General features: G+C 63.9%; 23 protein-coding genes. 13 read left to right on the top strand and 10 right to left on the bottom strand.

The genetic code is table 11. From position 1 onward, the window contains the following. Window positions 1–18 precede the first annotated feature (18 nt). The 3 genes from FJ471_RS15370 to FJ471_RS15360 all read left to right on the top strand — a co-directional run bounded on the left by FJ471_RS15370 (window position 19) and on the right by FJ471_RS15360 (window position 2472). On the top strand, window positions 19–930 hold the full coding sequence (locus FJ471_RS15370; RefSeq protein ID WP_140804375.1) for a TAXI family TRAP transporter solute-binding subunit: 912 nt from the start codon (window positions 19–21) through the stop codon (window positions 928–930). Window positions 931–1157: 227 nt separating this feature from the next. Then, entirely contained in the window at window positions 1158–1868 is a 711-nt protein-coding gene (locus tag FJ471_RS15365) for a DNA helicase (RefSeq protein WP_140804373.1), read from the top strand. Between the two features lie 46 nt (window positions 1869–1914). Continuing rightward, the gene (locus tag FJ471_RS15360) at window positions 1915–2472 is read left to right on the top strand and encodes a GNAT family N-acetyltransferase (protein ID WP_140804371.1); all 558 of its coding nucleotides are present in this window, start codon (window positions 1915–1917) and stop codon (window positions 2470–2472) included. 3 nt (window positions 2473–2475) lie between these two features. Here FJ471_RS15360 and FJ471_RS15355 read toward each other — a convergent pair whose 3' ends face one another. Continuing rightward, window positions 2476–2862 (bottom strand): DUF983 domain-containing protein, encoded by a 387-nt coding sequence (locus FJ471_RS15355; RefSeq protein ID WP_140804369.1) that lies wholly within the window; start codon window positions 2860–2862, stop codon window positions 2476–2478. 113 nt (window positions 2863–2975) lie between these two features. Between FJ471_RS15355 and FJ471_RS15350 the strand changes: the two genes are divergently transcribed. Then, a complete protein-coding gene (locus FJ471_RS15350) occupies window positions 2976–4352 on the top strand; it encodes a PLP-dependent aminotransferase family protein (protein WP_140804368.1) in 1377 nt (458 codons plus the stop codon). Between the two features lie 6 nt (window positions 4353–4358). Here the strand turns inward: FJ471_RS15350 and FJ471_RS15345 are convergent, their stop codons facing one another. The 3 genes from FJ471_RS15345 to FJ471_RS15335 form a co-directional block, all read right to left on the bottom strand. Beyond that, window positions 4359–5540 carry an MFS transporter gene (locus FJ471_RS15345; protein ID WP_140804366.1) on the bottom strand — a complete coding sequence of 394 codons (1182 nt, stop codon included), beginning with the start codon at window positions 5538–5540 and terminating at the stop codon, window positions 4359–4361. A 124-nt stretch (window positions 5541–5664) separates the two neighbouring features. After that, window positions 5665–5874, bottom strand: coding sequence for a DUF2061 domain-containing protein (locus FJ471_RS15340; protein WP_040989497.1), 210 nt, complete (start codon window positions 5872–5874; stop codon window positions 5665–5667). Between the two features lie 96 nt (window positions 5875–5970). After that, window positions 5971–7635: a Na/Pi cotransporter family protein gene (locus tag FJ471_RS15335; RefSeq protein ID WP_140804364.1), complete on the bottom strand. Its 1665-nt coding sequence runs from the start codon at window positions 7633–7635 to the stop codon at window positions 5971–5973. A gap of 363 nt (window positions 7636–7998) precedes the next feature. On the opposite strand from FJ471_RS15335, the gene FJ471_RS15330 reads away from it, so the two are divergent. The 6 genes from FJ471_RS15330 to FJ471_RS15305 all read left to right on the top strand — a co-directional run bounded on the left by FJ471_RS15330 (window position 7999) and on the right by FJ471_RS15305 (window position 14668). Beyond that, window positions 7999–8361, top strand: coding sequence for an RcnB family protein (locus FJ471_RS15330; protein ID WP_140804362.1), 363 nt, complete (start codon window positions 7999–8001; stop codon window positions 8359–8361). A 138-nt stretch (window positions 8362–8499) separates the two neighbouring features. After that, window positions 8500–10446, top strand: a complete 1947-nt coding sequence (dnaG, locus tag FJ471_RS15325; protein ID WP_140804360.1) for a DNA primase — start codon at window positions 8500–8502, stop codon at window positions 10444–10446. A 423-nt stretch (window positions 10447–10869) separates the two neighbouring features. Beyond that, entirely contained in the window at window positions 10870–12897 is a 2028-nt protein-coding gene (gene rpoD / locus FJ471_RS15320) for an RNA polymerase sigma factor RpoD (protein ID WP_140804358.1), read from the top strand. Between the two features lie 208 nt (window positions 12898–13105). After that, on the top strand, window positions 13106–13399 hold the full coding sequence (locus tag FJ471_RS15315) for a GYD domain-containing protein (RefSeq protein ID WP_042646984.1): 294 nt from the start codon (window positions 13106–13108) through the stop codon (window positions 13397–13399). Between the two features lie 67 nt (window positions 13400–13466). Then, a complete protein-coding gene (locus FJ471_RS15310; protein WP_140804383.1) occupies window positions 13467–13847 on the top strand; it encodes a DCC1-like thiol-disulfide oxidoreductase family protein in 381 nt (126 codons plus the stop codon). 137 nt (window positions 13848–13984) lie between these two features. Continuing rightward, window positions 13985–14668 (top strand): PadR family transcriptional regulator, encoded by a 684-nt coding sequence (locus FJ471_RS15305; protein WP_140804356.1) that lies wholly within the window; start codon window positions 13985–13987, stop codon window positions 14666–14668. A 79-nt stretch (window positions 14669–14747) separates the two neighbouring features. On the opposite strand, the gene FJ471_RS15300 is transcribed toward FJ471_RS15305, so the two are convergent. Together FJ471_RS15300 and FJ471_RS15295 are read right to left on the bottom strand one after the other, a co-directional pair. Beyond that, window positions 14748–15008, bottom strand: coding sequence for a YiaA/YiaB family inner membrane protein (locus FJ471_RS15300; protein WP_140804354.1), 261 nt, complete (start codon window positions 15006–15008; stop codon window positions 14748–14750). A 42-nt stretch (window positions 15009–15050) separates the two neighbouring features. Next, window positions 15051–15728: a PspA/IM30 family protein gene (locus FJ471_RS15295; RefSeq protein ID WP_140804352.1), complete on the bottom strand. Its 678-nt coding sequence runs from the start codon at window positions 15726–15728 to the stop codon at window positions 15051–15053. A 174-nt stretch (window positions 15729–15902) separates the two neighbouring features. On the opposite strand from FJ471_RS15295, the gene FJ471_RS15290 reads away from it, so the two are divergent. Together FJ471_RS15290 and FJ471_RS15285 are read left to right on the top strand one after the other, a co-directional pair. Then, window positions 15903–16544, top strand: a complete 642-nt coding sequence (locus FJ471_RS15290) for a TetR/AcrR family transcriptional regulator (RefSeq protein ID WP_140804350.1) — start codon at window positions 15903–15905, stop codon at window positions 16542–16544. 100 nt (window positions 16545–16644) lie between these two features. Further along, window positions 16645–16938, top strand: a complete 294-nt coding sequence (locus FJ471_RS15285) for an HlyU family transcriptional regulator (RefSeq protein ID WP_140804348.1) — start codon at window positions 16645–16647, stop codon at window positions 16936–16938. Between the two features lie 10 nt (window positions 16939–16948). On the opposite strand, the gene FJ471_RS15280 is transcribed toward FJ471_RS15285, so the two are convergent. From FJ471_RS15280 to FJ471_RS15265, 4 genes are read right to left on the bottom strand one after another with little or no spacing between them, the layout of a single operon-like run. Beyond that, the gene (locus FJ471_RS15280) at window positions 16949–17881 is read right to left on the bottom strand and encodes a 3-keto-5-aminohexanoate cleavage protein (RefSeq protein ID WP_095817398.1); all 933 of its coding nucleotides are present in this window, start codon (window positions 17879–17881) and stop codon (window positions 16949–16951) included. A 32-nt stretch (window positions 17882–17913) separates the two neighbouring features. Beyond that, window positions 17914–18744 carry a carbohydrate ABC transporter permease gene (locus FJ471_RS15275; RefSeq protein ID WP_140804346.1) on the bottom strand — a complete coding sequence of 277 codons (831 nt, stop codon included), beginning with the start codon at window positions 18742–18744 and terminating at the stop codon, window positions 17914–17916. Beyond that, a complete protein-coding gene (locus FJ471_RS15270) occupies window positions 18741–19676 on the bottom strand; it encodes a sugar ABC transporter permease (RefSeq protein WP_140804344.1) in 936 nt (311 codons plus the stop codon). Before FJ471_RS15270 ends, FJ471_RS15275 begins: the two co-directional genes overlap by 4 nt. A gap of 1 nt (window position 19677) precedes the next feature. Next, on the bottom strand, window positions 19678–20928 hold the full coding sequence (locus FJ471_RS15265) for an extracellular solute-binding protein (protein ID WP_140804342.1): 1251 nt from the start codon (window positions 20926–20928) through the stop codon (window positions 19678–19680). A gap of 150 nt (window positions 20929–21078) precedes the next feature. On the opposite strand from FJ471_RS15265, the gene FJ471_RS15260 reads away from it, so the two are divergent. Continuing rightward, window positions 21079–21996, top strand: coding sequence for a BadF/BadG/BcrA/BcrD ATPase family protein (locus tag FJ471_RS15260; protein ID WP_140804340.1), 918 nt, complete (start codon window positions 21079–21081; stop codon window positions 21994–21996). Window positions 21997–22015: the final 19 nt, after the last annotated feature.

Below are 22015 nucleotides of genomic sequence, written 5' to 3'. Positions count from 1 at the left end.
GAATGAAGGGAGCGACCGATGGCACAGGCGAAACGCAAACTGAACTGGCTGGGTGGAAATCCGGGCGACGGCTGGTACGAGATGAGTGAAGGCCTCGTGGCGCTGATCAACGAAGCCAATCCCGGACTCAACATCCAGCTTATCGCGGGCGGTGGCCGCAGCAATCTCGAGAGCGTCCAAGCGGGCCACGCTCACGTCGCGATGAGCATAGATGTCGTGACCAGCGCGGCGAGGAACGGTGGCGAACCGTTCATCAGCCCGATGGATAGGCTGAACGTGCTTGGAACGGGTTGGTCGCCTCTTCCCTACAATCTGCTGAAGGGACCCAATGGGCCGGCCGATTTGTCCGAGGCCCTGCATAAGGACGGTTTGCGCTTTGGCGCTCCGCCCGAAGACACGACGGACGAACTTGTATTCCGCCGTGTCCTCGGCTTTTGCGAGACATCCTACAAGGACATCGTGCGACGCGGGGGCAAGATCGTCCTCCGAGGATATGATGCGCTGGTCGATGCGCTGGCGCAAAGAGAGATCGACTATGTCTTTGGCGCGACAACGCTACCGGCCCGAAGCATCGCACAGGCAACGGCCACCAAGGGGCTGCGCCTAGCTCCTCTCCCCAATAAGGTCATCTCGCATCTGGCGCGGGAGTGGGGACACGGAAGCGGCATCATCCCCCAAAGCGCCTATCCTGGCCTGTGCGATGGCGACATTCCTACATCGTTCGTTCAGACAGTGCTGGTCGTGTCCTCTGGCGCGTCGGTCGACGACATGCAGGCAATCACGAGAACGCTGCTGGAACACCGCCAAAAGTTGCCCAGGATTCATCCGAGCCTCGCCGCCCTCAACCCGCGGACTGCGTGGAGGAACGTTCCCGCGCCAATGCATCCTGGAGCGTCACGAGCATTTCAAGAACTCGGTTTCATGAGCTGATAGGCGCCGTGCGGAGCAGCTGCGGCGTATCTTCCCGGGTCTATTCCGAAGGTCCGCGATTTTCGATTTGCGAAGTTTCGATTATCATGTGATTCCGGCGCGCGCCCACGCCTCCTCCCTCCATCGGGAAGCATCGTTCATGCAGGGCAGTCCATTACCCGACCAACTGTTCGAGCGCCAGGCATAAGGAGGGGTTGTCGAGACTGCTCGCAGCAGGAGGTTTTTCGATGCGGCTTTCCGCACCCGTCTATCATTTGAAGCGTCAGGCGAGGCTCCTTTCCCGGCGGGAAAATGTGCCCCTGCATCAGGCGCTCGACCGCGTTGCCGCCAGCCAAGGCTTTGGCAGCTGGAGCCTGCTCGCGGCGAAAGCCGCCGAGGCCGCGCCCGCCGGCGTCCTGTTGGCGCGGCTGATACCCGGCGACATGGTTCTCGTGGCGGCGCGGCCGGGCCAGGGCAAGACGCTGATGAGCCTCGAGCTCGCCGTGGCGGCCATGAAGCAAGGCAGTCGCGCCGTGTTCTTCACCCTGGAATACATGCACGCCGACATCCTGGACCGGTTCCGGGACATCGGCGTCGAACCGGCCGATTTCGCCCACCTGTTCGAGTTCGACAATTCCGACGCCATCAGCGCCGACTATATCATCGAGGCGTTGCGCTCGGCGCCGCGCGGCACGCTGGCGGTCGTCGACTATCTGCAACTGCTCGACCAGAGACGGGAGAATCCCGAGCTCATGGTCCAGATAAGCGCCTTGAGATCGTTTGCCCGGGAGCGCGGGCTGATGCTGGTCTTCATCTCGCAGGTCGACAGATCATATGATTGCGCTCGGAAACCATTTCCGGATATCGGCGATATCCGGCTGCCCAACCCCCTCGACCTGTCGCTGTTCGACAAGGCCTGTTTCCTGAACAAGGGCGAAATCCAGTTCCAGGCGACTTGAGAGCGATCCGCGTGGTGGCTATGTCGGTCTCGACAGGAAACGAGCCATGATCGAAATCGTCAAACCCGCGCTCGAACATTTGCCGTCCTACAAGGCGGCGCTGGAGCGCGGGTGGTCGCCCGACAATGTGCGGCTGCTGGAAGCGACGCGCGAGCAGCTCGAGGCGATCGAGAAAGATCCCGTCGAATTCCTCGCCGGCCTCGACGACCCCGAAGCGAAAGGGCCGCCCATCACCTTGCCCGACGGCGCCAAGGTCGCGCGGCTGCCGGGCTTCCGGCGCTGGATCTGGGACGGCGAGGCCGCCGGTTCGATCGGCTTTCGCTGGCAGAAGGGCACGTCGGCGCTGCCTTCGCATGTGCTTGGCCATATCGGCTATGCGGTGGTGCCGTGGAAGCGGGGCCGCGGCTATGCCACCGAAGCGCTGCGGCTGATGCTGGAAGAGGCGAGGGCGGTCGGACTCGACTATGTCGAGATCACTGCGAAGCCGGGCAATCCGGCATCGCAGAAGGTGATCGCGACCAATGGCGGCAGGCTCATCGGCCGCTTCTTCGAGGACGCCGCCTATGGCGGCGCGGAGAGCCTCAAATTCCGTATCGACCTTTAAAGGTCACTCGCCGGGCCTGGCCAGCCTGCCTTCTTCCGCCTTGTGGTAAAACTGGCTTGCCACGAGCCAACCCTTGAGCGGCCTGAGCGGCGGGATGCAGGTCGCGAGAACGATCGGGATCGAAACGAAGGCGTGGAACCACATGGAGGGCTCGAAGGTCACCTGCGCCCACACGGCGAAGAGCACCGAAGGCACGCAGGCAAAGCAGATGACGAAGAAGGCAGGGCCGTCGGCGGGATCGGCAAAGGAATAGTCGAGCCCGCAAACATCGCATTTCGGCGCCAGCTTCAGGAATCCTTCGAACAGGTGGCCCTCGCCGCAGCGCGGGCAGCGGCCCCGGATCCCTACCTGCCAAGGTATCAGACGTGGATAATGCGCAAGGTCTTCCATGATCGTCGCTCCAGTGGACCTCGCGGGTGGCCAGACCGGCCTTGAGGTCTCTCATGCATACATATATCATTCTTGTATGCATACAATGCGACAAAATGTATGGATGGTGAAAAGTGGCGGGCGAAAGTGACATCGGCTGGCTCCCGGTCCTGGAGGCGGGGCCGCGACCGGTCTATCTGCAGATCGTTGGCGCCCTGGCGGATGCCCGCTCGAACGGCCGCTTGCAGCCTGGAGACCGGTTGCCGCCGCAGCGGGAGCTTGCCCGGCTGCTCGGGGTCGATCTTACGACCGTCACGCGGGCTTTTTCCGAAGCGCGGCGCAGGAACCTTATCGACGCGACGGCGGGCCGGGGCACCTTCGTCACGCCGGGCGAACCTGAAGAGCCCGTCCTCGATCTCAGCATGAACATTCCGCCGGCACCGGCCGGCCTCAACCTGCCGGCCTTGATCAGGACGGGCATCGAGGGGTTGCTGAAGCGCTCCAGCGCCGAAGCGTTGCTTTCCTACCATCCCGGTCCGGGCTCGCCCGTGGAGCGCGCCGTCGGCTCGTCATGGCTGGCCGAAACGGGGGACAGGCTGCCGGTCGACAGGGTCGTTGTCGGCTCGGGCGCGCAGGCGCTGCTCACGGCCGTGCTCCTGTCAGAGACCCGCGAAGGCGACACGATCCTTGCCGATGCGCTGACCTATCCCGGGCTGATCGCGCTGGCCGGGGCCACGCGACGCAGGCTTGCCGCCGTCGCAAGCGACGGCGAGGGCATGCGGCCCGACGATCTCGAACAGGCGGCGCGACGGCATGGCGCCCACGTTCTCTACCTCAATCCGACGCTGCAGAATCCGACCGCATCCGTCATGCCCGAAGGCCGGCGGCGCGAACTCGCCCGCATGGCCGCAAAGCTCGAGCTGACCATCGTCGAGGACGATCCTTACAGAAGGTTGCTGGCTGCACCTCCGCCGGCCTTTCTGAAGCTGGCGCCGGAGCGGACCTTCCATGTCGCGACATTGGCGAAGTGCATCTCGCCTTTCCTGCGTACGGCTTTCCTGGCGGCGCCCGATCAGCAAGCCGCGGAGCGGGTCGCGGCAGCGATACGCGGCACGACGATGATGGCGCCGCCGCTGATGACGGGCCTTGCCTGCGAATGGCTGCGCAGCGGCCTTGCCGGGGAAATCACCGCCGCCGTGCGCGCCGAAGCGCAGGCCAGGCAAGAGATCGCGCGCAACATCCTGCCCGAAGGCTTTGTGGCGGCGGAGTCCAGCCTGCATCTGTGGTATCCGTTGCAGAGCCAGTTGCGCTCGGCCGAATTCGCCGACATCGCCCGCCGCCGAGGGCTGGCCATCAGCCCCGCAGAAGAGTTCGCGGTCGGAGACGACTTCGCCAACGGCTTCCGCCTGGCGCTGGGCGCTACCCCCAATCGGGAGCGGTTGAAGGAAGGTCTTCAAAGCCTGGCTTCCATCCTTTCGGGCGTGCCGGGCTCGTCGCGGCCGCAGGTCTGAGGCCAGCTATTCCGCCGCTGCCGGCAGTGGCGGCGTCGCGCGGCTGCGCCATTCCCAGGCCTGCGAGGCGACGGCCACCACCACCGCCACCAGCATGGCCAGGGCGCCGGCCAGCGGCAGGCTGCGATAGCCGTAGCCGGCATTGAGCATCGCCGCGCCCAGCGAGGCTGCGAGCGCGATGCCGACATTGAAGCCGGACGGGATCAGCGCGGAAGCGAGGTTCGAAGCATCGGCCGTCCAGGCGAGGATGCGCGTCTGGATCGGCGCGCCGATGGCGAAGTTGAGACCACCCCAGACGACGATGGCGACGACCATCGGCACCGGGTAGGGGCTGACAAGATGGATGACGCCGAGCGCCACCGCCTGCAGGGCGAGCATGACGATCAGCGACGGCATCAGCTTCCAGTCGGCGAGCTTGCCGCCGACCAGGACGCCGATCGTGGCGCCGACGCCGTTGAGCAAAAGCACCCAGGGGATCAGGCTCTGGTCGAGGCCAGTCACTTCGAGCAGCATCGGAGTGATGTAGGTGAACAGCGCAAACTGGCCGATCATCAGCATCAGCATCAGGATCAGCGACGTCCAGACCTGCTGGCGGCCGAGCACCCGAACTTCGCGCGCCAGCCCGGCGGGCCGGTTGGCGGCGCCCGCCGTTCGCGGCAACAGCGCCAGCATGGCGAGGATCGCGATGATGCCCAGCGCGCTCATCACCCAGAAGGTCGCGCGCCAACCCCAAAGGCTGCCGATCGCGGTGCCGGCGGGCACGCCGATGACATTGGAAACCGTCAGTCCCGAGAGAATGACCGCGACCGCCCGGCCGCGCTGGTCCTCGCGCACAAGGCTGACCGCAACCACCATGGCGACGCCGAAATAGCAGCCATGCGCCACGGCGGTGGCGACGCGCAACAGCAGCATCGAGGTGAAATCAGGCGCCAGCGCGCAGGCCACCTGGCCAAGTGTGAAGGCGATCGTGAGCCCGATCAACAGCGTCTTACGCGAGACTTTGCTGGTCGTGAGCGCCAGCAGCGGGCCGCCGATGGCAATGCCGCAGGCATAGCCGGAGACGAGATAGCCGGCGGTCGGCACCGAAACGCCAAGGCCCTGAGCCACCTCCGGCAGCACGCCGGCGATGACGAATTCGGTGGTGCCGAAGGCGAAGGCGGCAAGGAAAAGGGCAATCAGCGGCAGCATGGTTCAAAACATTTGGGAGGATGCATGCCTCAAACCACGCCCGGGCGGGCACGGCAATGCAGAAATTGACGATGGCGCTTTAGCTTTTCTTGACTGGACCGATCCGAGCCGGCCTATCGCTCCGCTATGCGGGCGTTTTGCGTCCATACGGGATCTTCAGCCAGGCCCGTTCATGCAGGTAGTAGAGCAGCGACTTGGTGACGACTTCGGTGAGGCCGATGGTGGCAGCGAGCTTGATGCTGCCGGTGACCACCAGCGATATGATCATCGTGTCGATCGTGCCGGTGGCGCGCCATGAGAGTGCCTTGGCGAAGCTGCGCGAATGCGTATCCATCGACCGATCGTCCTCCCATCAGGTCCTCAGGTGATCCTTAGCCGACGGAAGCGAGGATGAGCAAAGCCTAATTTTCTCGGCCGCAACCGCCGAGCCTCAGCTGGCCTTCAGCCGCGAGCCGCCAAGCAGGCCGCGTTCCTCAAGCACGGGATAGGCCATCGAAGCCAGCAGCGAGTTGATCTGCTTCAGGTCGCGAATGGTATCGAGATGGATCGAACTGGTCTCGACGCTCTTGGCCGTGCCGTCGCGCAGCCGCACAAAATGGCTGGCGCTTGTTTCCTTCTCGCGCTCGCGCAGCAGATCTTTTTCCAGCACCAGCTGCCTGGCGGTTTCCGGATCGCGCGAGACCAGCACGTTGAACGCGAGCCGCGCATTGGCAAGCACAGAGGAATGGAAGGCGCAAAGCTCCTGCCAGCCTTCGGGCGTGAACTCCAGACCGCGCTCCAGCTTCTTCTTCACATGCACCAGCATGTTGCGCACGATGATGTCGCCGACCTGCTCCAGCTTGACGCAGGCGCCGATCAACTCCTGGCACCGCAAGGCCTCGTCCTCGGTTAGCGGATTCCTGGTGATCTTGGCGAGATAGAGCTTGATCGCGGCGTGCTTCCGGTCGACGCGGTCGTCGAGCGCGGCAAGCGCCTTGATCTTGGCGGGGTCGGCATCCTCGTAGAGCTCGATGATGCGCTTCAGCATGATCTCGACCGTCTCGCAGACCCGCACCACCTCGCGCGTCGCGTTGGCCAGCGCCTGGCTCGGCGTATCGAGGGCGCTCTCGTTCAGCGCCGACAGCTCGACGACCTCGAGTGTGGCGGCCGGTTGCGGCTTGCTGCCCAGCGCCACGATCTTTTCGGACGCGCGGTAGACGAGGCCGGCCAACGGCAGTCCGGCGAGCAGGATCAGCACGTTGAACAAAATGTGGGCGTTGACGATCTGATCCGGCGCGGTCTTGCCGAGGAAGGCGACGTCCGGCTTGAAGGTCATGATCAGGACCAGCATGATCAGTGAGCCGAGCCCGCGCATCAGGAGATTGCCGATCGGCACGATGCGCACCTCCGGCGGCGCCGACCGCGTCAGCATCGGCGCGATCAGCGACGAGCCGAGGTTGACGCCAAGCACCAGCACCACGCCGAGCTCCGGCGTGATCAGCCCGCGGCCCGCCAGCGTCGCCATCAAGAGGACTGCGGCGATGCTCGACTGGAACAACCAGGTGACCAGCGCGGCCAGGAGATAGGTGGTTATGGAGTCGCCCGAGAAATAATTGATGATCAACGGCATCAACTGGCTGTTGCGCAGCGGCTCCGACGCCTGGCCGATCATCTCCAGCGACAGGATCAGCAGGCCGACCCCGATCAGGATACGGCCCAGCTGCCGCCAGTCGCGCCGCTCGGTGGCCATGAACATGACGGTGCCCGCGATCAGGCAGAGCGGCACCAGAAGCGTGAGGTCGAAGGTGAGCAGTTTGGCCACCAGCGCCGAGCCGATCTCGGCGCCGCGCACGGCCAATTGCCCGGCGGCGCCCGAAACGATGCCGGCGCCGGCGAAGGAGCCGACCAGCAGCGTCACCGCGGTCGAGCTCTGCAGCGCGACCGCCAGCCCACAGCCGGCCAGCACCGCCATGATCGGATTGCGCATGGTGGCGCGCAGCCTGTGGCGCAGCACGTCGCCATAGGCGCGCTCGACCCCTGTCTTCACCATGCGGGTGGCGAACAGCATCAGCGCCACCGCGCCGGCAAGGTGCAGGAGGACGACGGAGCCGCTCACAGCCCACCTCGCAAGGTGGCTCTGGCAATGCGGAGAGAAGGACGAATCTCAATCATTTCAATGCGTGGAAATATACCAATTAAGATTAGCCGAATAATAGATTTTTCTGATGCGATGATAGTCTCGGCTCGACGGCGCATGTCGGAAATGAATGGCGGAAGCATTGGTTGCATGCGCCTGGCGGCGGCGCCTTCGCTCGGAATGAAGCGATGCCGGGATCGCACGGCCGACGCGATCCGAAGCCTTGTTGAAGCAGGCTCTGCAAGCATCGGAAACCATTACAAAATTGTAATTTTCATGTTCAGTTTCAGTTCATCCATTGGCGGCTATTCCTCTGCCTATCGACAACAAGGAGTACCGACCATGAAGCGTCTCATACTTTCCGCCGTCACCGCCTCCATGCTGGCCGCCTCGGCCTTCTCCGGCCAGGCCGCGCCGCTCGCCCAGCCGAGCGCGCCGCAGTCGAACTACACGCAGGTCGACTGGCAGAAGCCCAACCGGCATGTCGACAAGCGCGTCATCGTCAAGAAGAAGGTGGTGAAGCGCAACCATTGGCGCAACGGCCAGCGCTATTCCAGCTGGAAGCGCCACCAGCCGGTCCGCGACTGGAACCGCTACGGCCTGCGCCGCCCCGGCCCCGGCCAGGAGTGGATCCGCGTCGGCAACGACTATGTGCTGGTCAGCATCCTTTCCGGCATCATCTTCGGCGCGATCGCCGCGCAGTAGTCGGCGACAATCCGAAAATCCAGGAGAAGGCGGCCGCATGGCCGCCTTCTTTTCGTCTGTGAAAAGCGGGTACGATGGGGCGGACGGGGTCGCCCTTGCCAGGCGGCTTGCTTATATGGAGGGCAAACGAGTTCCCCGATGCGCTTTCCGCCCGCCTTCCTCGACGAGATACGCGACCGTGTGCCGATTTCATCGGTCATCGGCGCGCGCGTCGCGTGGGATAGGAGGAAGACCAACGCGTCGCGTGGCGACTATTGGGCCTGCTGCCCATTCCACGGCGAGAAAAGCCCGTCCTTCCATTGCGAGGACAAGAAGGGCCGCTACCACTGCTTCGGCTGCTCGGTGTCGGGCGATCACTTCAAGTTCCTCACCGAGCTCGACGGCATGAGCTTTCCCGAAGCGGTGGAGAAGATCGCCGAGATGGCCGGCGTGCCGATGCCGGTGCGCGATGAACGGGAAGAGCGGCGCGAGAAGGAACGCGCCAGCCTCACCGACGTCATGGAGATGGCGACCACCTTTTTCCAGGAGCGGCTGCAGAGCCCGGAAGGGGCAAAAGCCCGCGCCTATCTGAGGGAACGCGGACTGACGTCGGCGACACAGCAATCGTTCCGGCTTGGCTTCGCGCCCGACAGCCGCAATGCCTTGAAAGAGCACCTGGCGGCAAAGGGCGTGCCGAAGGCCGATATCGAGGCCTGCGGGTTGGTGCGGCATGGCGACGACATTCCGGTCTCCTATGACTGGTTCCGCGACCGCATCATGTTCCCGATCCCGGATTCGCGCGGCAAGATCATCGCTTTCGGTGGGCGCGCGCTGGCGCCCGATGCGCTCGCCAAATACATGAACTCGCCCGACACCGAGCTCTTCCACAAGGGCAACGTGCTCTACAATTTCGCTCGCGCCCGCAAGGCACTGGCCAAGGGCGGCACCGTCATCGCGGTCGAAGGCTATATGGACGTGATCGCTCTGGCGCAGGCCGGCTTCGAGAACGCCGTGGCGCCGCTCGGCACGGCGCTCACCGAAAATCAGCTCGAACTTTTGTGGCGCATGGCGCCGGAGCCGGTGCTGTGCTTCGACGGCGACAAGGCCGGATTGAAAGCGGCATGGCGTGCCGCGGACCTGGCCCTGCCTTCGGTGCAGGCCGGACGCTCGGCTCGTTTTGCCTTGCTGCCGGAAGGCAAGGACCCCGACGATCTGGTCAAGGCCGAGGGGCCGGACGCCTTCCGGGCGGTGCTGGCGGAGGCGCGGCCGCTCGTCGACCTACTATGGATGCGGGAGACCGCCGGCGGCGTCTTCGAAACGCCGGAGCGTCGCGCCGAACTGGGAAAGAGGCTGAGTGAGCTCGCCAGCCGTATCCGCGACGAGAGTGTGCGCTACGAATATCAACAGGTAATGCGCGAGCGGGTGCGGAGTTTCTTCGGCGCCCAGCGCGACGCCAGGCAGGGCCGGCACGAAGGAGGCCGGCCGGGAGAGCGCGGCCAGGGCAAGGCCGCGGCACCCGGCGGGCAGTTCGCCAAGGGTGGAGGCGGCCGCATGGCGATCAGCGAAAGCCTCGGACAGTCGGCGCTGGTCAAGCGCGGCGGCGAGGGCATGCCGGTGCGCGAGGCGACGATCATCGTGGCCCTGGTCAATCATCCGGCGCTGATCGACGAGAATTTCGCGCATGTCGAATTCCTCGACCTGGCCAATTCGGATTTGCGCAAACTCCACGTCGCCATCCTCGACGCCATGGCGCATGACGCGGCCGACGAGCGCGGCGCGGTCATCGCCACCATCGAGCGCGCCGGCTGCGGCGGCATCTGGGAGCGGGCGGTGGAGTTGATCAAACGCGCGCGGCAATGGCCCGCACTCGAGACAGCGGCGCTCGACGATGCCCGCGACGCCTTCAACCAGGCGCTGCACTTGCAGCGTAGCGCCCGCACATTACATAGAGAGCTGAAACAGGCGCAGGCGGCGCTCGATGCAGATCCTTCGGACGAAAACTTCCGGCATCTCGTCGAGATTCAAGCGCAATTCAACGATGTGCAGGCAACGGAAGCGCTGATCGAAGGGTTCGGCGTTTCGTCGGGCAGGGTTGGACGCGTTTAGGCCGGACTGCTCCCGGAAATGAAGTGGAAATGTGCAGCGCGTCGAATCGACGCCGCTAAGTCGGGTAATTGATTCGCTTTTTTCATGCGAATCATGCCAGAGGCGCTTGACCTTCTGGCAGATTGGCGGAATCAGGACGATTCGAAACGTTAACCGTGCCCCGGCGTCGCGGGAAATTTGAGCGATGTGAGGTATCGGTGACGTCTGGACAGGCAAAGTGCCTGCTCCAGATATCAGGGTTAATCTGGACTTAATGCATGTCGCCCAAAAGTGGAAACCGGTTTGGGACAGCGACGTGCACAAAACAAAAGAGATGACGCGGTTACTGGGCCGGTGAAAAGCGTTCTGGTGCGAGCGCGTCCAGCATAACCGGTCCGGCAGTTTACGCGGCCTCGATATTCGGCCGCTTGGAGACGACAAAGAATGGCGACAAAGGAAAAGGAAGAGGTCGAGACCGAACGCGAAGGCGCCACCGATGGCCCCCTGCTCGACCTTTCCGACGATGCTGTCAAGAAGATGATCAAGGCCGCGAAGAAACGCGGCTATGTCACGCTCGACGAGCTCAATGCGGTGCTGCCCTCGGAAGAGACGGATCCGGACCGAATCGAAGACATCAATGCGATGCTCAACGACATGGGCATCAATGTCGTCGAGGACGACGAGCAGGGTGAAGAGACCGAGGCCGAAGCGCCCGCCGACACCGAGGAAGACGCCAACGAGCTCGCCGAGCAGACCGGCACCGCCGTTGCCGCCACGACCACCAAGAAAGAGCCGACCGATCGCACCGACGACCCGGTGCGCATGTATCTGCGCGAGATGGGCTCGGTGGAATTGCTGTCGCGCGAGGGCGAAATCGCCATTGCCAAGCGCATCGAGGCCGGCCGCGAGACGATGATCGCGGGCCTTTGCGAAAGCCCGCTGACCTTCCAGGCCATCATCATCTGGCGCGACGAGCTCAACGAATCGAAGATCCTGCTGCGCGAGATCATCGACCTCGAGGCGACCTATGCCGGCCCCGAGGCCAAGCAGGCGCCCGTCGTCGAACGCATCGAGGAAGCGCCCAAGCCCGAGGAAAAGCCGCGCGGCCGCGCCGCGGCACGCGAGGAAGAAGACGACATCACCAATGTCGGCGGCGACACGCGCGGGCTTGAGGAAGAGGAAGACGACGAGGACGAGGCGAGCCTGTCGCTGGCCGCGATGGAAGCGGAACTGCGCCCGCAGGTGATGGAGACGCTCGACGTCATCGCCGACACCTACAAGAAGCTGCGCAAGCTGCAGGACCAGCAGGTCGAGAACCGCCTGGCCGCCGCCGGCACGCTCTCGCCCAGCCAGGACCGCCGGCTGAAGGAGCTGAAGGACCAGCTGATCAAGGCGGTGAAGTCGCTGTCGCTTAATGCCGCGCGCATCGAGGCGCTGGTCGAGCAGCTCTACGACATCAACAAGCGCCTGGTGCAGAACGAGGGCAAGCTGCTCAGGCTCGCCGAGAGCTATGGCGTGCGCCGCGAGGAATTCCTCAAGGAGTATCAGGGCTCCGAGCTCGATCCGAACTGGACCCGCTCGATCGCCAACCTGACCTCGCGCGGCTGGAAGGAATTCACCAAGAACGAGAAGGACGCGATCAAGGAGCTGCGCGCCGAGATCCAGAACCTCGCCACCGAAACGGCGATCTCGATCCTGGAATTCCGCAAGATCGTCAACCAGGTGCAGAAGGGCGAGCGCGAGGCCGCGATCGCCAAGAAGGAAATGGTCGAGGCGAACCTTCGCCTCGTCATCTCCATCGCCAAGAAATACACCAACCGCGGCCTGCAGTTCCTGGATCTCATCCAGGAAGGCAATATCGGCCTGATGAAGGCGGTCGACAAGTTCGAGTACCGCCGCGGCTACAAGTTCTCGACCTACGCCACCTGGTGGATCCGGCAGGCCATCACCCGCTCGATCGCCGACCAGGCGCGCACCATCCGCATTCCGGTGCACATGATCGAGACGATCAACAAGATCGTGCGCACCTCGCGCCAGATGCTGCACGAGATCGGCCGCGAGCCGACGCCGGAAGAACTGGCCGAGAAGCTCGCCATGCCGCTGGAAAAAGTGCGCAAGGTCTTGAAGATCGCCAAGGAGCCGATCTCGCTCGAAACGCCTGTCGGCGACGAGGAGGATTCGCATCTGGGCGACTTCATCGAGGACAAGATGGCGATCCTGCCGATCGACGCGGCGATCCAGGCCAATCTGCGCGAGACGACGACGCGCGTGCTTGCCTCGCTGACGCCGCGCGAGGAACGCGTTCTCAGAATGCGCTTCGGCATCGGCATGAACACCGATCACACGCTGGAAGAAGTCGGCCAGCAGTTCTCGGTCACGCGCGAGCGTATCCGCCAGATCGAGGCCAAGGCGCTGCGCAAGCTCAAGCATCCGAGCCGCTCGCGCAAGCTGAGAAGCTTCCTCGACAGCTGAGCGGAAACGCAAACACACCAAGATCCAAAGGGCGCCTCTGGCGCCCTTTTTGCGTTTCCGGCTACCCTCTCATGCCGCCTTGCCGGGTTTGCCCGAGAGGAGGATAATTCCGGGGTCGGATGCATTGAGGGCGACAAGCCGGATGCCCGCCCGGCGTCAGCCGTCAACGGCCAGACGCCTGCACCGTGGCCCCGGAGGGAGGTGTGCCATGACAACCTACATCGTGCTTATCAACTGGACCGAGCTGGGCGCCAGGAATGTGCGGGAGTCGCCGAAGCGGCTCGATGCCGCCAAGAAGCTGCTGGGGGAAATGGGCGGCTCGTTCAAGTCGTTCTACCTGACCATGGGCGAATGCGACATGGTCGCCATCGTCGAAGCTCCGGACGATGCGGTGCTCGCCCGCTTCGCGCTGCTGTTGTCGTCGGGCGGCAATGTCAAAACGCGGACGATGAAGGCGTTCCCGGAATTCGCCTATCGCGAGATCATCAGCTCGCTTGGATGAAGCGCAGGAACAGGGCTGGCCGATCGGTCACATTGCGGCGCTGCGCCCGGTCGCCGATAGTCCCGGCATGCCCAAGCCTTGGCTGACCGTCTGGTACAACACGCGCTGTCCGGTGTGCGATGCCGGCATCAGCCGCCAGAAGCGACGGCTCATCGAGGCGGTCAAGGCGGGCCGGGTCGAATTCCGCGACATCAATTTCGAACCGGAAGCGCTTTCCGACTTCGGCGCTTCGCTGGAGGATATCCGCCGTCGGCTGCATGCGACTGACGCCAGCGGGCGGTTGCTGGTCGGCACCGACGTGGCGGTCGCGGTCTGGCGGCTTACGCCGGGCGAGGGGTGGCTGGCGACCCTGTTCGGCAACCCTGTCGTGCTGCCGCTGACCCGCTTTGCCTATGACCATTTCGCCGACCTTCTCTACGCCTGGAACCGGCGCAAGGGCCGTTGGTAGGCGGTACTCCACTTCCCAAATCTCAGCGATGCCGGGGCCTTGGCGCATCGTGCGATACATCGTAAGATATATCTTGACTCCGCACGGGGCGCGCCTTACTTAAGATGTATCGTAAGATATAACTCAAGGAGCAATCCATGCACAGACACGACCATTTCGGGCACAATCATTTCGGCGAACGCATGTTCATGCGCATGGCCGGCAAATTCGGCGGCAAATTTGGTGGCAGAGGGGGTGGCGGCTTCGGTCCGTTCGGCCATGGCGGCAGGGGCGGCGGACGCGGCGGCCCGGGCGACATGTTCCGTGCCGGACGCATGCTGGCCGACGGCGATCTCAAGCTGATCACGCTGTCGCTGCTGGCCGACGCGCCGCGCCACGGCTACGACATCATCAAGGCGCTGGAAGAGCGCACCAGCGGCGTCTACAGCCCGAGCCCGGGCGTGGTCTATCCGACGCTGACCTTCCTGGAGGAGGCGGGCTACGCGGTTTCCTCGAGCGAAGGCAACAAGAAGGTATTTTCGATCACCGAGGCCGGCAGGGCGCATCTGGAGGAAAACCGCGAGATGATCGACGGCGTGCTCGACCATCTCGAGCGTTTCGGCCGCAAGATGGCCGCGGCGCGCGAATGGTTCGGCTGGGGCGACGACAAGGACGAGGGACCCCGTGGCCGCTCTGAAACCCGCGACCGGTTCCGCGCGCTGCGCCACCGGCTGCGCGCCGCTCTCGGCGACATCGCCGACGCGCCGGAAGACAAGCAGGCCGAGGCGATCAGTATCCTGGAAGACGCCGCCGAGGCGATCGAGGCGCTGTCGCGCCGCTAAGTCCGACTGCAGTTTCTTCAGTTCAGCGAAAAAAAGGCCCGGAGCGATCCAGGCCTTTTTCTTGTCGGCCGGGAAGCGGTCAATCCTTGCCGACATACTCGCTGATCAGCTTCTCATTGCGCGCCTTCTCGATCTTGGCGGTGGTCTCGGCGGAGATGCGTTCGTCGGTGCGGTACTTGACCAGGTTCACCAGGCTGCCGGTGAGCAGGAGGACGCCCATCGCCCAGTAGCCCTTGGTCGAGAGGTCGACCGGCGCCAGCCACAGCGACAGGGCCAGCATGAAATAGGCGGCGCCCACCGACACGGTGTTGAACAGGATATAGGTCTGATTGCCGTTCATCTCAGTGTTCCTTTGATTTGATCCGTTTGGGAAAATTCAGGTTCAGTTGAGCGATTTCAGGCGTTCAAGAACATCCTGGGCGCGTACCTTGGTGGCTGGTCCATGACCCGCTTCGGCGAGGCGTTCGCGGATCGCCTCGTGGCGCAGCTCGCCGTCGATCTCGTCGAGGATGCCGGCCTCCTCGAACGGGTCGGGGCTCGCCTTGATGCGGGCGAGCAGTTCCTCCGCTTCGTTGATGCTTGCGGTGCGGCCGATCGAACGGTTGAGGCGCGACTGCGCCTTGCGTTCGGCATCGATCGCCCTGGCGGAAATCATGCCCTGGTTGAGATCGATGATGCGGCGATGCGCCTGTTCGACGGACAGACGCATCCGCAAGGTCTTCTCGCCGAGGCTCTTCACGGTGGCGCGGCGGACCTCGCGCTCGTTCTCGAGCTCGGCGATCGCGGAAGCGCCGCCTTCGGCAAGCGTCTGGTTGTTGGCGGAAAGCGCGCTCAGCGTGCGGGTTTCCAGGTCGGCGATGCGGCGGTCGAGCTGGTCGAGGCCGGTCTGCTCGGCACGCTGGCGCACGATCAGCGAGGCGAGCGTCTGCTTGGCGGCGGCGAGGCCCGCCTCCGCGTCGCGGATGCGCTGGGCCAGAAGGTCGATGGCGAAGCGGTCCTTCAGATTGTCCTCGGCCCGGGCGCTGGCGCCATCCAGCAATGTCTTGATCAGGCTAAGCATGGTCTTCTCCCTGTTGATGTGAACGTTGTTCACGAGGCAAACATAACATGAAATGAACATTGTTCAAGAATTATTTTGAACGCTGTTCATGAGGTGTTGGACATGGTAAACGCAGGCCGATGGAATGAAGCCGGGCGGGCTGCACCGGCTCCGGGGACAAGGACAGGAAACTGCATGGCGCTGGACAAGGAAGAGATGAGCGAGAAGGTGCTCGCCATTGCCGAGGCGCTGCTCAACGAGGGCGGCGCCGAAAACCTGAAGGCGCGCACCATCGCCGAGCAGGCCGGCATTTCGGTCGGATCCGTCTACAATCTGTTTGCCGATCTCGACGAGGTGCATCGCGCCGTCAACATGCGGCTGCTCGACCGGCTCGGCGCGACAGGCTTGGCGGCGATGGCCGATCTAGAAAGGCAAGGGGTGACCGATGTCCAGCACCGCATCCTGGCGATGGCCGCCGCCTATGTGCGTTTCGTCGAGGCGCATCCCGGCAGTTGGCCGGCGGTGCTTGCCTTCAACCGCCGCCGCGCGACGCGGCCCGGCCCGGACGCCTATGACGCGCTTCTCGACGCGCTCTTCGACATCGTCGCCGGCGTGCTCAAGGCAGGCGATTTCGATCTCGACGACGGCCGCCGGGCGCTTGCGGCGCGGACCTTGTGGTCAAGCGTGCATGGCATCGTGACCAGCGGCTATGTGGCGAATTCGGACAGCCGGCAGGGCGAGGAGATCTGGCATCAGATCGAGCTTCTGGTCGGCGTCTTCGTCAAGGGGCTGGAACACGGCGGCGCATTCGCGCATGCTGAGACAAAGCCTGTGTGAACAGGGGCCTGTGTGAAGAGGGGCCTGTGTGAACAGGGGCCTGCGTGAACAAGGGGGCGCCGCAATTTCTGGTGCCCGTATGAAATGGGAGTTTTGAAAAATGTCTTTTCTGAAGAAGCTTTTTGGCGGCGGCAATAGTGAGGCTACGGAGACCGGCTCCGCCAAGCCGGCCAAGCAGGTCGAGCACAAGGGCTTCCTGATCAGCGCGACGCCCTATAAGGCCGAGGGCCAGTACCAGACCTGCGGCGTCGTCTCGAAGGAAGTGGACGGCGTGATGAAGGAACACCGCTTCATTCGCGCCGACCGTTTCGCCGGACTGGACGACGCCGTCGACATCTCGATCAAGAAGGGCATCCAACTGGTCGACGAGCAGGGCGAGCGCATCTTCGGCTAGCGCCGCCCAGTCAGAATGCGACCTTGTCGCCGCCCTTGAGCTGGAGGATCTGCCGCGCCTCGTCGGGTGTGGCGATCGAGGCGCCGAGGCCTTCGATGATCTGGCGGACCTTGGTCACCTGTTCGGCGCTGGAGCGGGCGAGCTTGCCCTTGCCGATCCACAGCGAGTCCTCCAGGCCGACGCGCACATTGCCGCCCAGCGCGATCGCCTGCGTGGCGATCGGCAATTGGTGGCGGCCGGCGCCCAGCACCGACCAGTGATAGTCGTTGCCGAACAGGCGGTCGGCCGTGCGTTTCATATGGGCGACGTCTTCCGGATGGGTGCCGATGCCGCCCAGGATGCCGAACACGCTCTGGACGAAGAATGGCGCCTTGACCAGGCCGCGCTCGACGAAATGCGCCAGCGTGTAGAGATGGCCGATGTCGTAGCACTCGATCTCGAAGCGCGTGCCGTTGTCGGCGCAGGTGCGCAATATGTGCTCGATGTCGCCGAAGGTGTTGCGGAAGATGCGGTCGCGTGAGGATTCCAGATAAGGCCGCTCCCAGTCATGCTCGAAGGTCTTGAAGCGTTCCAGCATCGGGAACAGCGCGAAATTCATCGAGCCCATGTTGAGCGAGGCGACCTCAGGCGCGAACACCTTCGCCGGCCTGACACGCTCCTCCACGCTCATCGTCGCGGCACCGCCGGTGGTGATGTTGACGACGCAGTTGGAGCGCTGCTTGATGACCTGCAGGAACGGCGCGAAGGCCTCGGTCGACTGGTCGGGGCGTCCGTCGACGGGATTGCGCGCATGAAGATGGACGATCGCGGCCCCCGCTTCGGCCGCCTCGATGGCCGCGGTGGCGATCTCCTGCGCCGTCACCGGCAGATGCGGCGACATCGATGGCGTATGGATCGAGCCTGTGACCGCGCAGGTGATGATGATCTTGTTCTGGTTCGCCACTTTGATGCCCTGACTTCGTTGTTGGACCGCGCCTACTTGACCGCGCCTTGCGTTATGCCGGAAATGAACTGCTTCGACAGCACGATGTAGAGCAGCGTAATCGGCAGCGCCGCCAGTGTCAGCCCGGTGAACAGCACCCCCCAGTCGGTGGTGAATTCGCCGACGAACACGGTCAGCCCTTGCGGCAGTGTCTTCAAATTGTCGGAGGTGATCAGGACCAGGGGGAAGAAAAAGTCGTTCCAGATCGGCACCGCGTTCTGGATCGCCACGATGACCAGCGCCGGCCGCGCCAGCGGCAGCATGATCGACCACATGATGCGCAGCTCGCTCGCGCCATCCATGCGGGCGGATTCCTCCAGCTCGCGCGGCAAGGTGCGCAGGAAGCCGGTCATGATGAAGACGGCGGAGGGGATGCCCATCGCCACATAGACCAGCACCAGACCGAGATAGCTGTCGACGAGGCCGAGCGTATCCAACTGGATGAAAAGCGGGATGATCGCGAGCTTCAGCGGCACCGTCATGCCGCTCAGGAAGAACATCAGAACGAGCGAGCTCAGCCGGAACCGGTAGCGGGCGATGGCATAGCCGGCCAGCGTGCTGAACAGCAGGATCAGCGCGACCGATGCCGCGGTTATGCCGACCGAATTCGCCAGATAGCGGACGAAATTGGTCTCGGTCCACACCTTCTCCAGATTGGCGGTCGAGAAATGCGTCGGCAGGGAGAGCGGCGAGGAAAAGATCTCGGCGTTGGTCTTGAACGACGACGTCACCATGACGAACAGCGGATAGATCATGATGACGGCATTGACCGCCAGCAAGAGCTGGATGGCGCCGTTCCTGACGGTCTCGCCACGATCCCTCACTGCTCGATCTCGCGGCGGCGCAGGTAACGCAGGGCTATTGCCGTGACGCCGGCGACAAGGATGAACATCAGCACGGCCAGCGCGCTGCCCTGGCCGAAATCCTGGATGCCGGTGGTCGTGCTGCCGAAGGCGGTGCGGTAGAAATAGAGGCCGAGCACATCTGTCGAGCCGCCAGGCGAACCGGTCAGGCCGGCCATGACATAGGGGATTTCGAACCAGTTGAAGCTGCCGATGAAGGTCAGGATGGTGACGATGGTGACGCTCGGCGCGATCAGCGGCCAGACGATCTTGGTCATCAGCGCGTAGTCGCCGGCGCCGTCGAGGCGGGCGGCTTCCAGCATGTCCTTGCTGATGCGCTGCATGCCGGCGAGCAGCACAAGCGTCGGGAAGCCGAGCCAGTGCCAGATGTTGGCGAAGAGGATGCTGCCGAGCGCTGTGTTTTCGTTGCCGAGCCACGGAACGGCGCCGATCCCGACCAGCCCAAGCAGCTGGTTCACCAGCCCGAACAGCGGATGCAGGAACAGCTTCCACAGGAAGCCGACGATCACGGCCGACAGCACCACCGGCAGGAAGACGATGACCTGGTGGACGCGATGGCCCGGAAGCGCCTTGAGCAGCGCGAAGGCGATCAGGAAAGCGGTGCCGTTCTCGAAGACCATCAGCGCCAGGAAAGCGATGACATTGTGCTTCAGCGCATTGTAGGTCCAGTCGCTGAACGGCTTCTCGAACAGGACCTGGCGGAAGTTTTCGAGCCCGATGAAGCCGGATGGCCTGAGCCCATTGAACTCATAGAAGGCGAAGCGAAAGGCCGAGAGGAGCGGCCACAGCACGAACAGCACCATGACCACCAGCGCCGGCGTCAGCAGCGCGGCAATCCAGAGCGCCCGGCGCCACAGAAAAGGTCTTTCGGTGTGGCGCCAGCCGTCGGTCATCTCATTTGCCCTGGAACGGCTTGTACCATTTGGCGAGGCCGTCGGTGAGGTCGGCGGCAAGCTGGTCCGGCGCGATCGAGCCGGACATCATCTTGGTGATGTCGCCCTGCAGCAGCTCCGATCCCGTCGGCTTCTCGAAGCGGAAATAGACGACATTGATATGCGGCATCGCCGTCTCGTTCAACTTGGCGACATGCGACAGCAGCTCATCCTTGATGACGACGCCCTTGATCGGCGAGATGTTGCCGAGAAGCGCGGAGAACTTGTCGCCGAACTCCTTGGTGCCCATCCAGTTGACCAGCTTGAGCGCCGCTTCCTTGTTGGCCGACTTGGAATTGACTGCATAACCGCCGTCGAAGAACTTGGTGGCTTGCGGCGTGTCCCCGGCCTTGGCCATCGGCGGGGCGACGAAGTCCATGTTGATGGCGGGGTTCTGCGATCGGTAGGTGGCGATGTCGAAGCTGCCGCCGGCGAGCATTGCCGCCTTGCCGCTCAGGAACAGCTGGCCGGCCGTCTCGTAGTCGATGCCTTCGAAGCCGTCGGGCATGTAGGGACGCAATTCAAGCAGCTTGCCGAGCGCCGCGACATAACGCGGATCCTTGAAGGTAGCCTTGCCGCTGGTGAGGTCGCCGACGAAGCCCTGGCCGAGGAACGGGTTGGTGAAGATGGCCACGAACATCTCGTTGAACCAGCTGGTGCCCATGCCATTGGCCAAGGGATAGATGCCCTTCTCCTTCAGCGCCTTGCTGACGGTGATGAACTCGTCCCAGGTGGTCGGCGGCGTCAGCCCTGCCTTGGCGAAGACGTCCTTGTTGATGAACAGGCCAAGCGTCTGCGAGGCGAAGGGCAGCGAATAGACCTTCTTGTCCGCGCGGTAGGTGCCGGACACCAGCGCGTCCGCCGGCTGGTTGGCGAGCGACGGCACGGTGTTCATATCGAGTGGCTCGAAGTAGCCGGCCTTCACGAACTGCTCGAGCCAGCCATAGGCGTGGGTGTGGATGACGTCGCCGCCCTTGCCGCCGGCCAACGCCGTCGAGACGATGGTCGGATAATTCTCGTCCGGGAAGGATTCGAACTTCACGTGGACGTCCGGATTGGCCTTTGTGAAGTCGGCGAAGAGCTCGTTGTAGGCGGCCTTGTCTTCCTGGCGCCAAGTCCAGAACGAGATGTCGGTGGCATGCGCCACGCTTGATGCGAATCCCCATGCGAAAGAGGCGGCCGCGAGGGCCAGGCCGATCCTTCTCCTGCTCATCTTGCTGATCTCCCATTGCGCGCTTGATGCGCTTTTGACGGGATCGATCAAATCATAGTTCTTGCTGTCTGGAAAGATAGTTTGTAAAGTTTCCTAACTAATGTGATTGCAGCATTGCGCAGGGCTTCGGCGGCGCGTCTGGCGAAGGGAATGTTCGTGGATCGGAACCTGTTGGCGGGCGTGGACATAGGCGGCACCAAGACGCGCATCATGGGGCGTCGCGGGAACATAGTGCTGTTCGACAAGACCATCGTGACCGACGAGTGGCGCATCCGCCAGATGGAGGCCGATGCGGCGAAGCTTGCGGCCATCGTCATGGACCTCTGCGACGGCGCGGCCCCGGCCGCCATGGCGGTCGGCGCGCATGGTTGCGACACCGACGAGCAGTGCCGGCGGTTCCAGGCGCTGCTGTCGGCCGCCCTGAAAACGAGCGTGCAGGTGGTAAACGACGCCGAACTGATGGTGCCTGCTGCGGGCTACGATGACGGCATCGGGGTGGTGGCCGGAACCGGTTCGATCGCCGTCGCGCGCACAGTCGAGGGCAAGATGCTTGCCGCCGGCGGCTGGGGCTGGATCCTCGGCGACGAAGGCAGCGCCGCGGCACTGGTGCGCGAAGCCGCCAAGGCGATCCGCCGCGCGCTCGATCGCGGCCAGGAGGGCGATCCGCTGATTGCCATGCTGATGCGCGAGATCGGAACCGACGACCAGACCAAGCTCGGCATATTGCTCAACGAGACGAGGGGCGCCGCGGCCTGGGGCCGCTACGCCAACGCCGTCTTCGATGCCGCGAACGCTGGTTCCCCGCTCGCTTCGCGCGTCATCAAGGAAGGCGGCGAGGGGCTTGCGGCACTTGTGCCGCTGCTGATCGAACGCGGCGCCAATGCCTCGCTGGTCGTTGCCGGCGGCGGCGTCATTGCCGAGCAGCCGACGCTGATGGAAGCTTTCGTCGTGGCGATGGCATTGGTGTCGCCGGCAAGCCGCGTGGTCCTGCTGCGCGAGCCGCCGGTGATCGGCGCGGTTGCTCTGGCCGGGCGCCTTGTCGCTGGCCAGAGCCGTGGCAACGGCTGAAGGGTGGATCGAGGGAATA

The sequence above is a fragment of the Mesorhizobium sp. B2-7-1 genome (assembly GCF_006440735.1).
Taxonomy (GTDB): domain Bacteria; phylum Pseudomonadota; class Alphaproteobacteria; order Rhizobiales; family Rhizobiaceae; genus Mesorhizobium.
This window is presented reverse-complemented; position numbering and strand designations above follow the sequence as displayed.

Excerpts from the sequence above, each read along its gene's own strand:
- FJ471_RS15290 (WP_140804350.1), top strand. The coding sequence starts at position 15,903 with ATGGCGCTGGACAAGGAAGAGATGAGCGAGAAGGTGCTCGCCATTGCC.
- rpoD (WP_140804358.1), top strand. The coding sequence starts at position 10,870 with ATGGCGACAAAGGAAAAGGAAGAGGTCGAGACCGAACGCGAAGGCGCC.
- FJ471_RS15370 (WP_140804375.1), top strand. The coding sequence starts at position 19 with ATGGCACAGGCGAAACGCAAACTGAACTGGCTGGGTGGAAATCCGGGC.
- FJ471_RS15295 (WP_140804352.1), bottom strand. The coding sequence starts at position 15,728 with ATGCTTAGCCTGATCAAGACATTGCTGGATGGCGCCAGCGCCCGGGCC.
- FJ471_RS15305 (WP_140804356.1), top strand. The coding sequence starts at position 13,985 with ATGCACAGACACGACCATTTCGGGCACAATCATTTCGGCGAACGCATG.
- dnaG (WP_140804360.1), top strand. The coding sequence starts at position 8,500 with ATGCGCTTTCCGCCCGCCTTCCTCGACGAGATACGCGACCGTGTGCCG.
- FJ471_RS15285 (WP_140804348.1), top strand. The coding sequence starts at position 16,645 with ATGTCTTTTCTGAAGAAGCTTTTTGGCGGCGGCAATAGTGAGGCTACG.
- FJ471_RS15330 (WP_140804362.1), top strand. The coding sequence starts at position 7,999 with ATGAAGCGTCTCATACTTTCCGCCGTCACCGCCTCCATGCTGGCCGCC.
- FJ471_RS15315 (WP_042646984.1), top strand. The coding sequence starts at position 13,106 with ATGACAACCTACATCGTGCTTATCAACTGGACCGAGCTGGGCGCCAGG.
- FJ471_RS15300 (WP_140804354.1), bottom strand. The coding sequence starts at position 15,008 with ATGAACGGCAATCAGACCTATATCCTGTTCAACACCGTGTCGGTGGGC.
- FJ471_RS15260 (WP_140804340.1), top strand. The coding sequence starts at position 21,079 with ATGTTCGTGGATCGGAACCTGTTGGCGGGCGTGGACATAGGCGGCACC.
- FJ471_RS15310 (WP_140804383.1), top strand. The coding sequence starts at position 13,467 with ATGCCCAAGCCTTGGCTGACCGTCTGGTACAACACGCGCTGTCCGGTG.
- FJ471_RS15360 (WP_140804371.1), top strand. The coding sequence starts at position 1,915 with ATGATCGAAATCGTCAAACCCGCGCTCGAACATTTGCCGTCCTACAAG.
- FJ471_RS15355 (WP_140804369.1), bottom strand. The coding sequence starts at position 2,862 with ATGGAAGACCTTGCGCATTATCCACGTCTGATACCTTGGCAGGTAGGG.
- FJ471_RS15345 (WP_140804366.1), bottom strand. The coding sequence starts at position 5,540 with ATGCTGCCGCTGATTGCCCTTTTCCTTGCCGCCTTCGCCTTCGGCACC.
- FJ471_RS15340 (WP_040989497.1), bottom strand. The coding sequence starts at position 5,874 with ATGGATACGCATTCGCGCAGCTTCGCCAAGGCACTCTCATGGCGCGCC.
- FJ471_RS15265 (WP_140804342.1), bottom strand. The coding sequence starts at position 20,928 with ATGAGCAGGAGAAGGATCGGCCTGGCCCTCGCGGCCGCCTCTTTCGCA.
- FJ471_RS15270 (WP_140804344.1), bottom strand. The coding sequence starts at position 19,676 with ATGACCGACGGCTGGCGCCACACCGAAAGACCTTTTCTGTGGCGCCGG.
- FJ471_RS15365 (WP_140804373.1), top strand. The coding sequence starts at position 1,158 with ATGCGGCTTTCCGCACCCGTCTATCATTTGAAGCGTCAGGCGAGGCTC.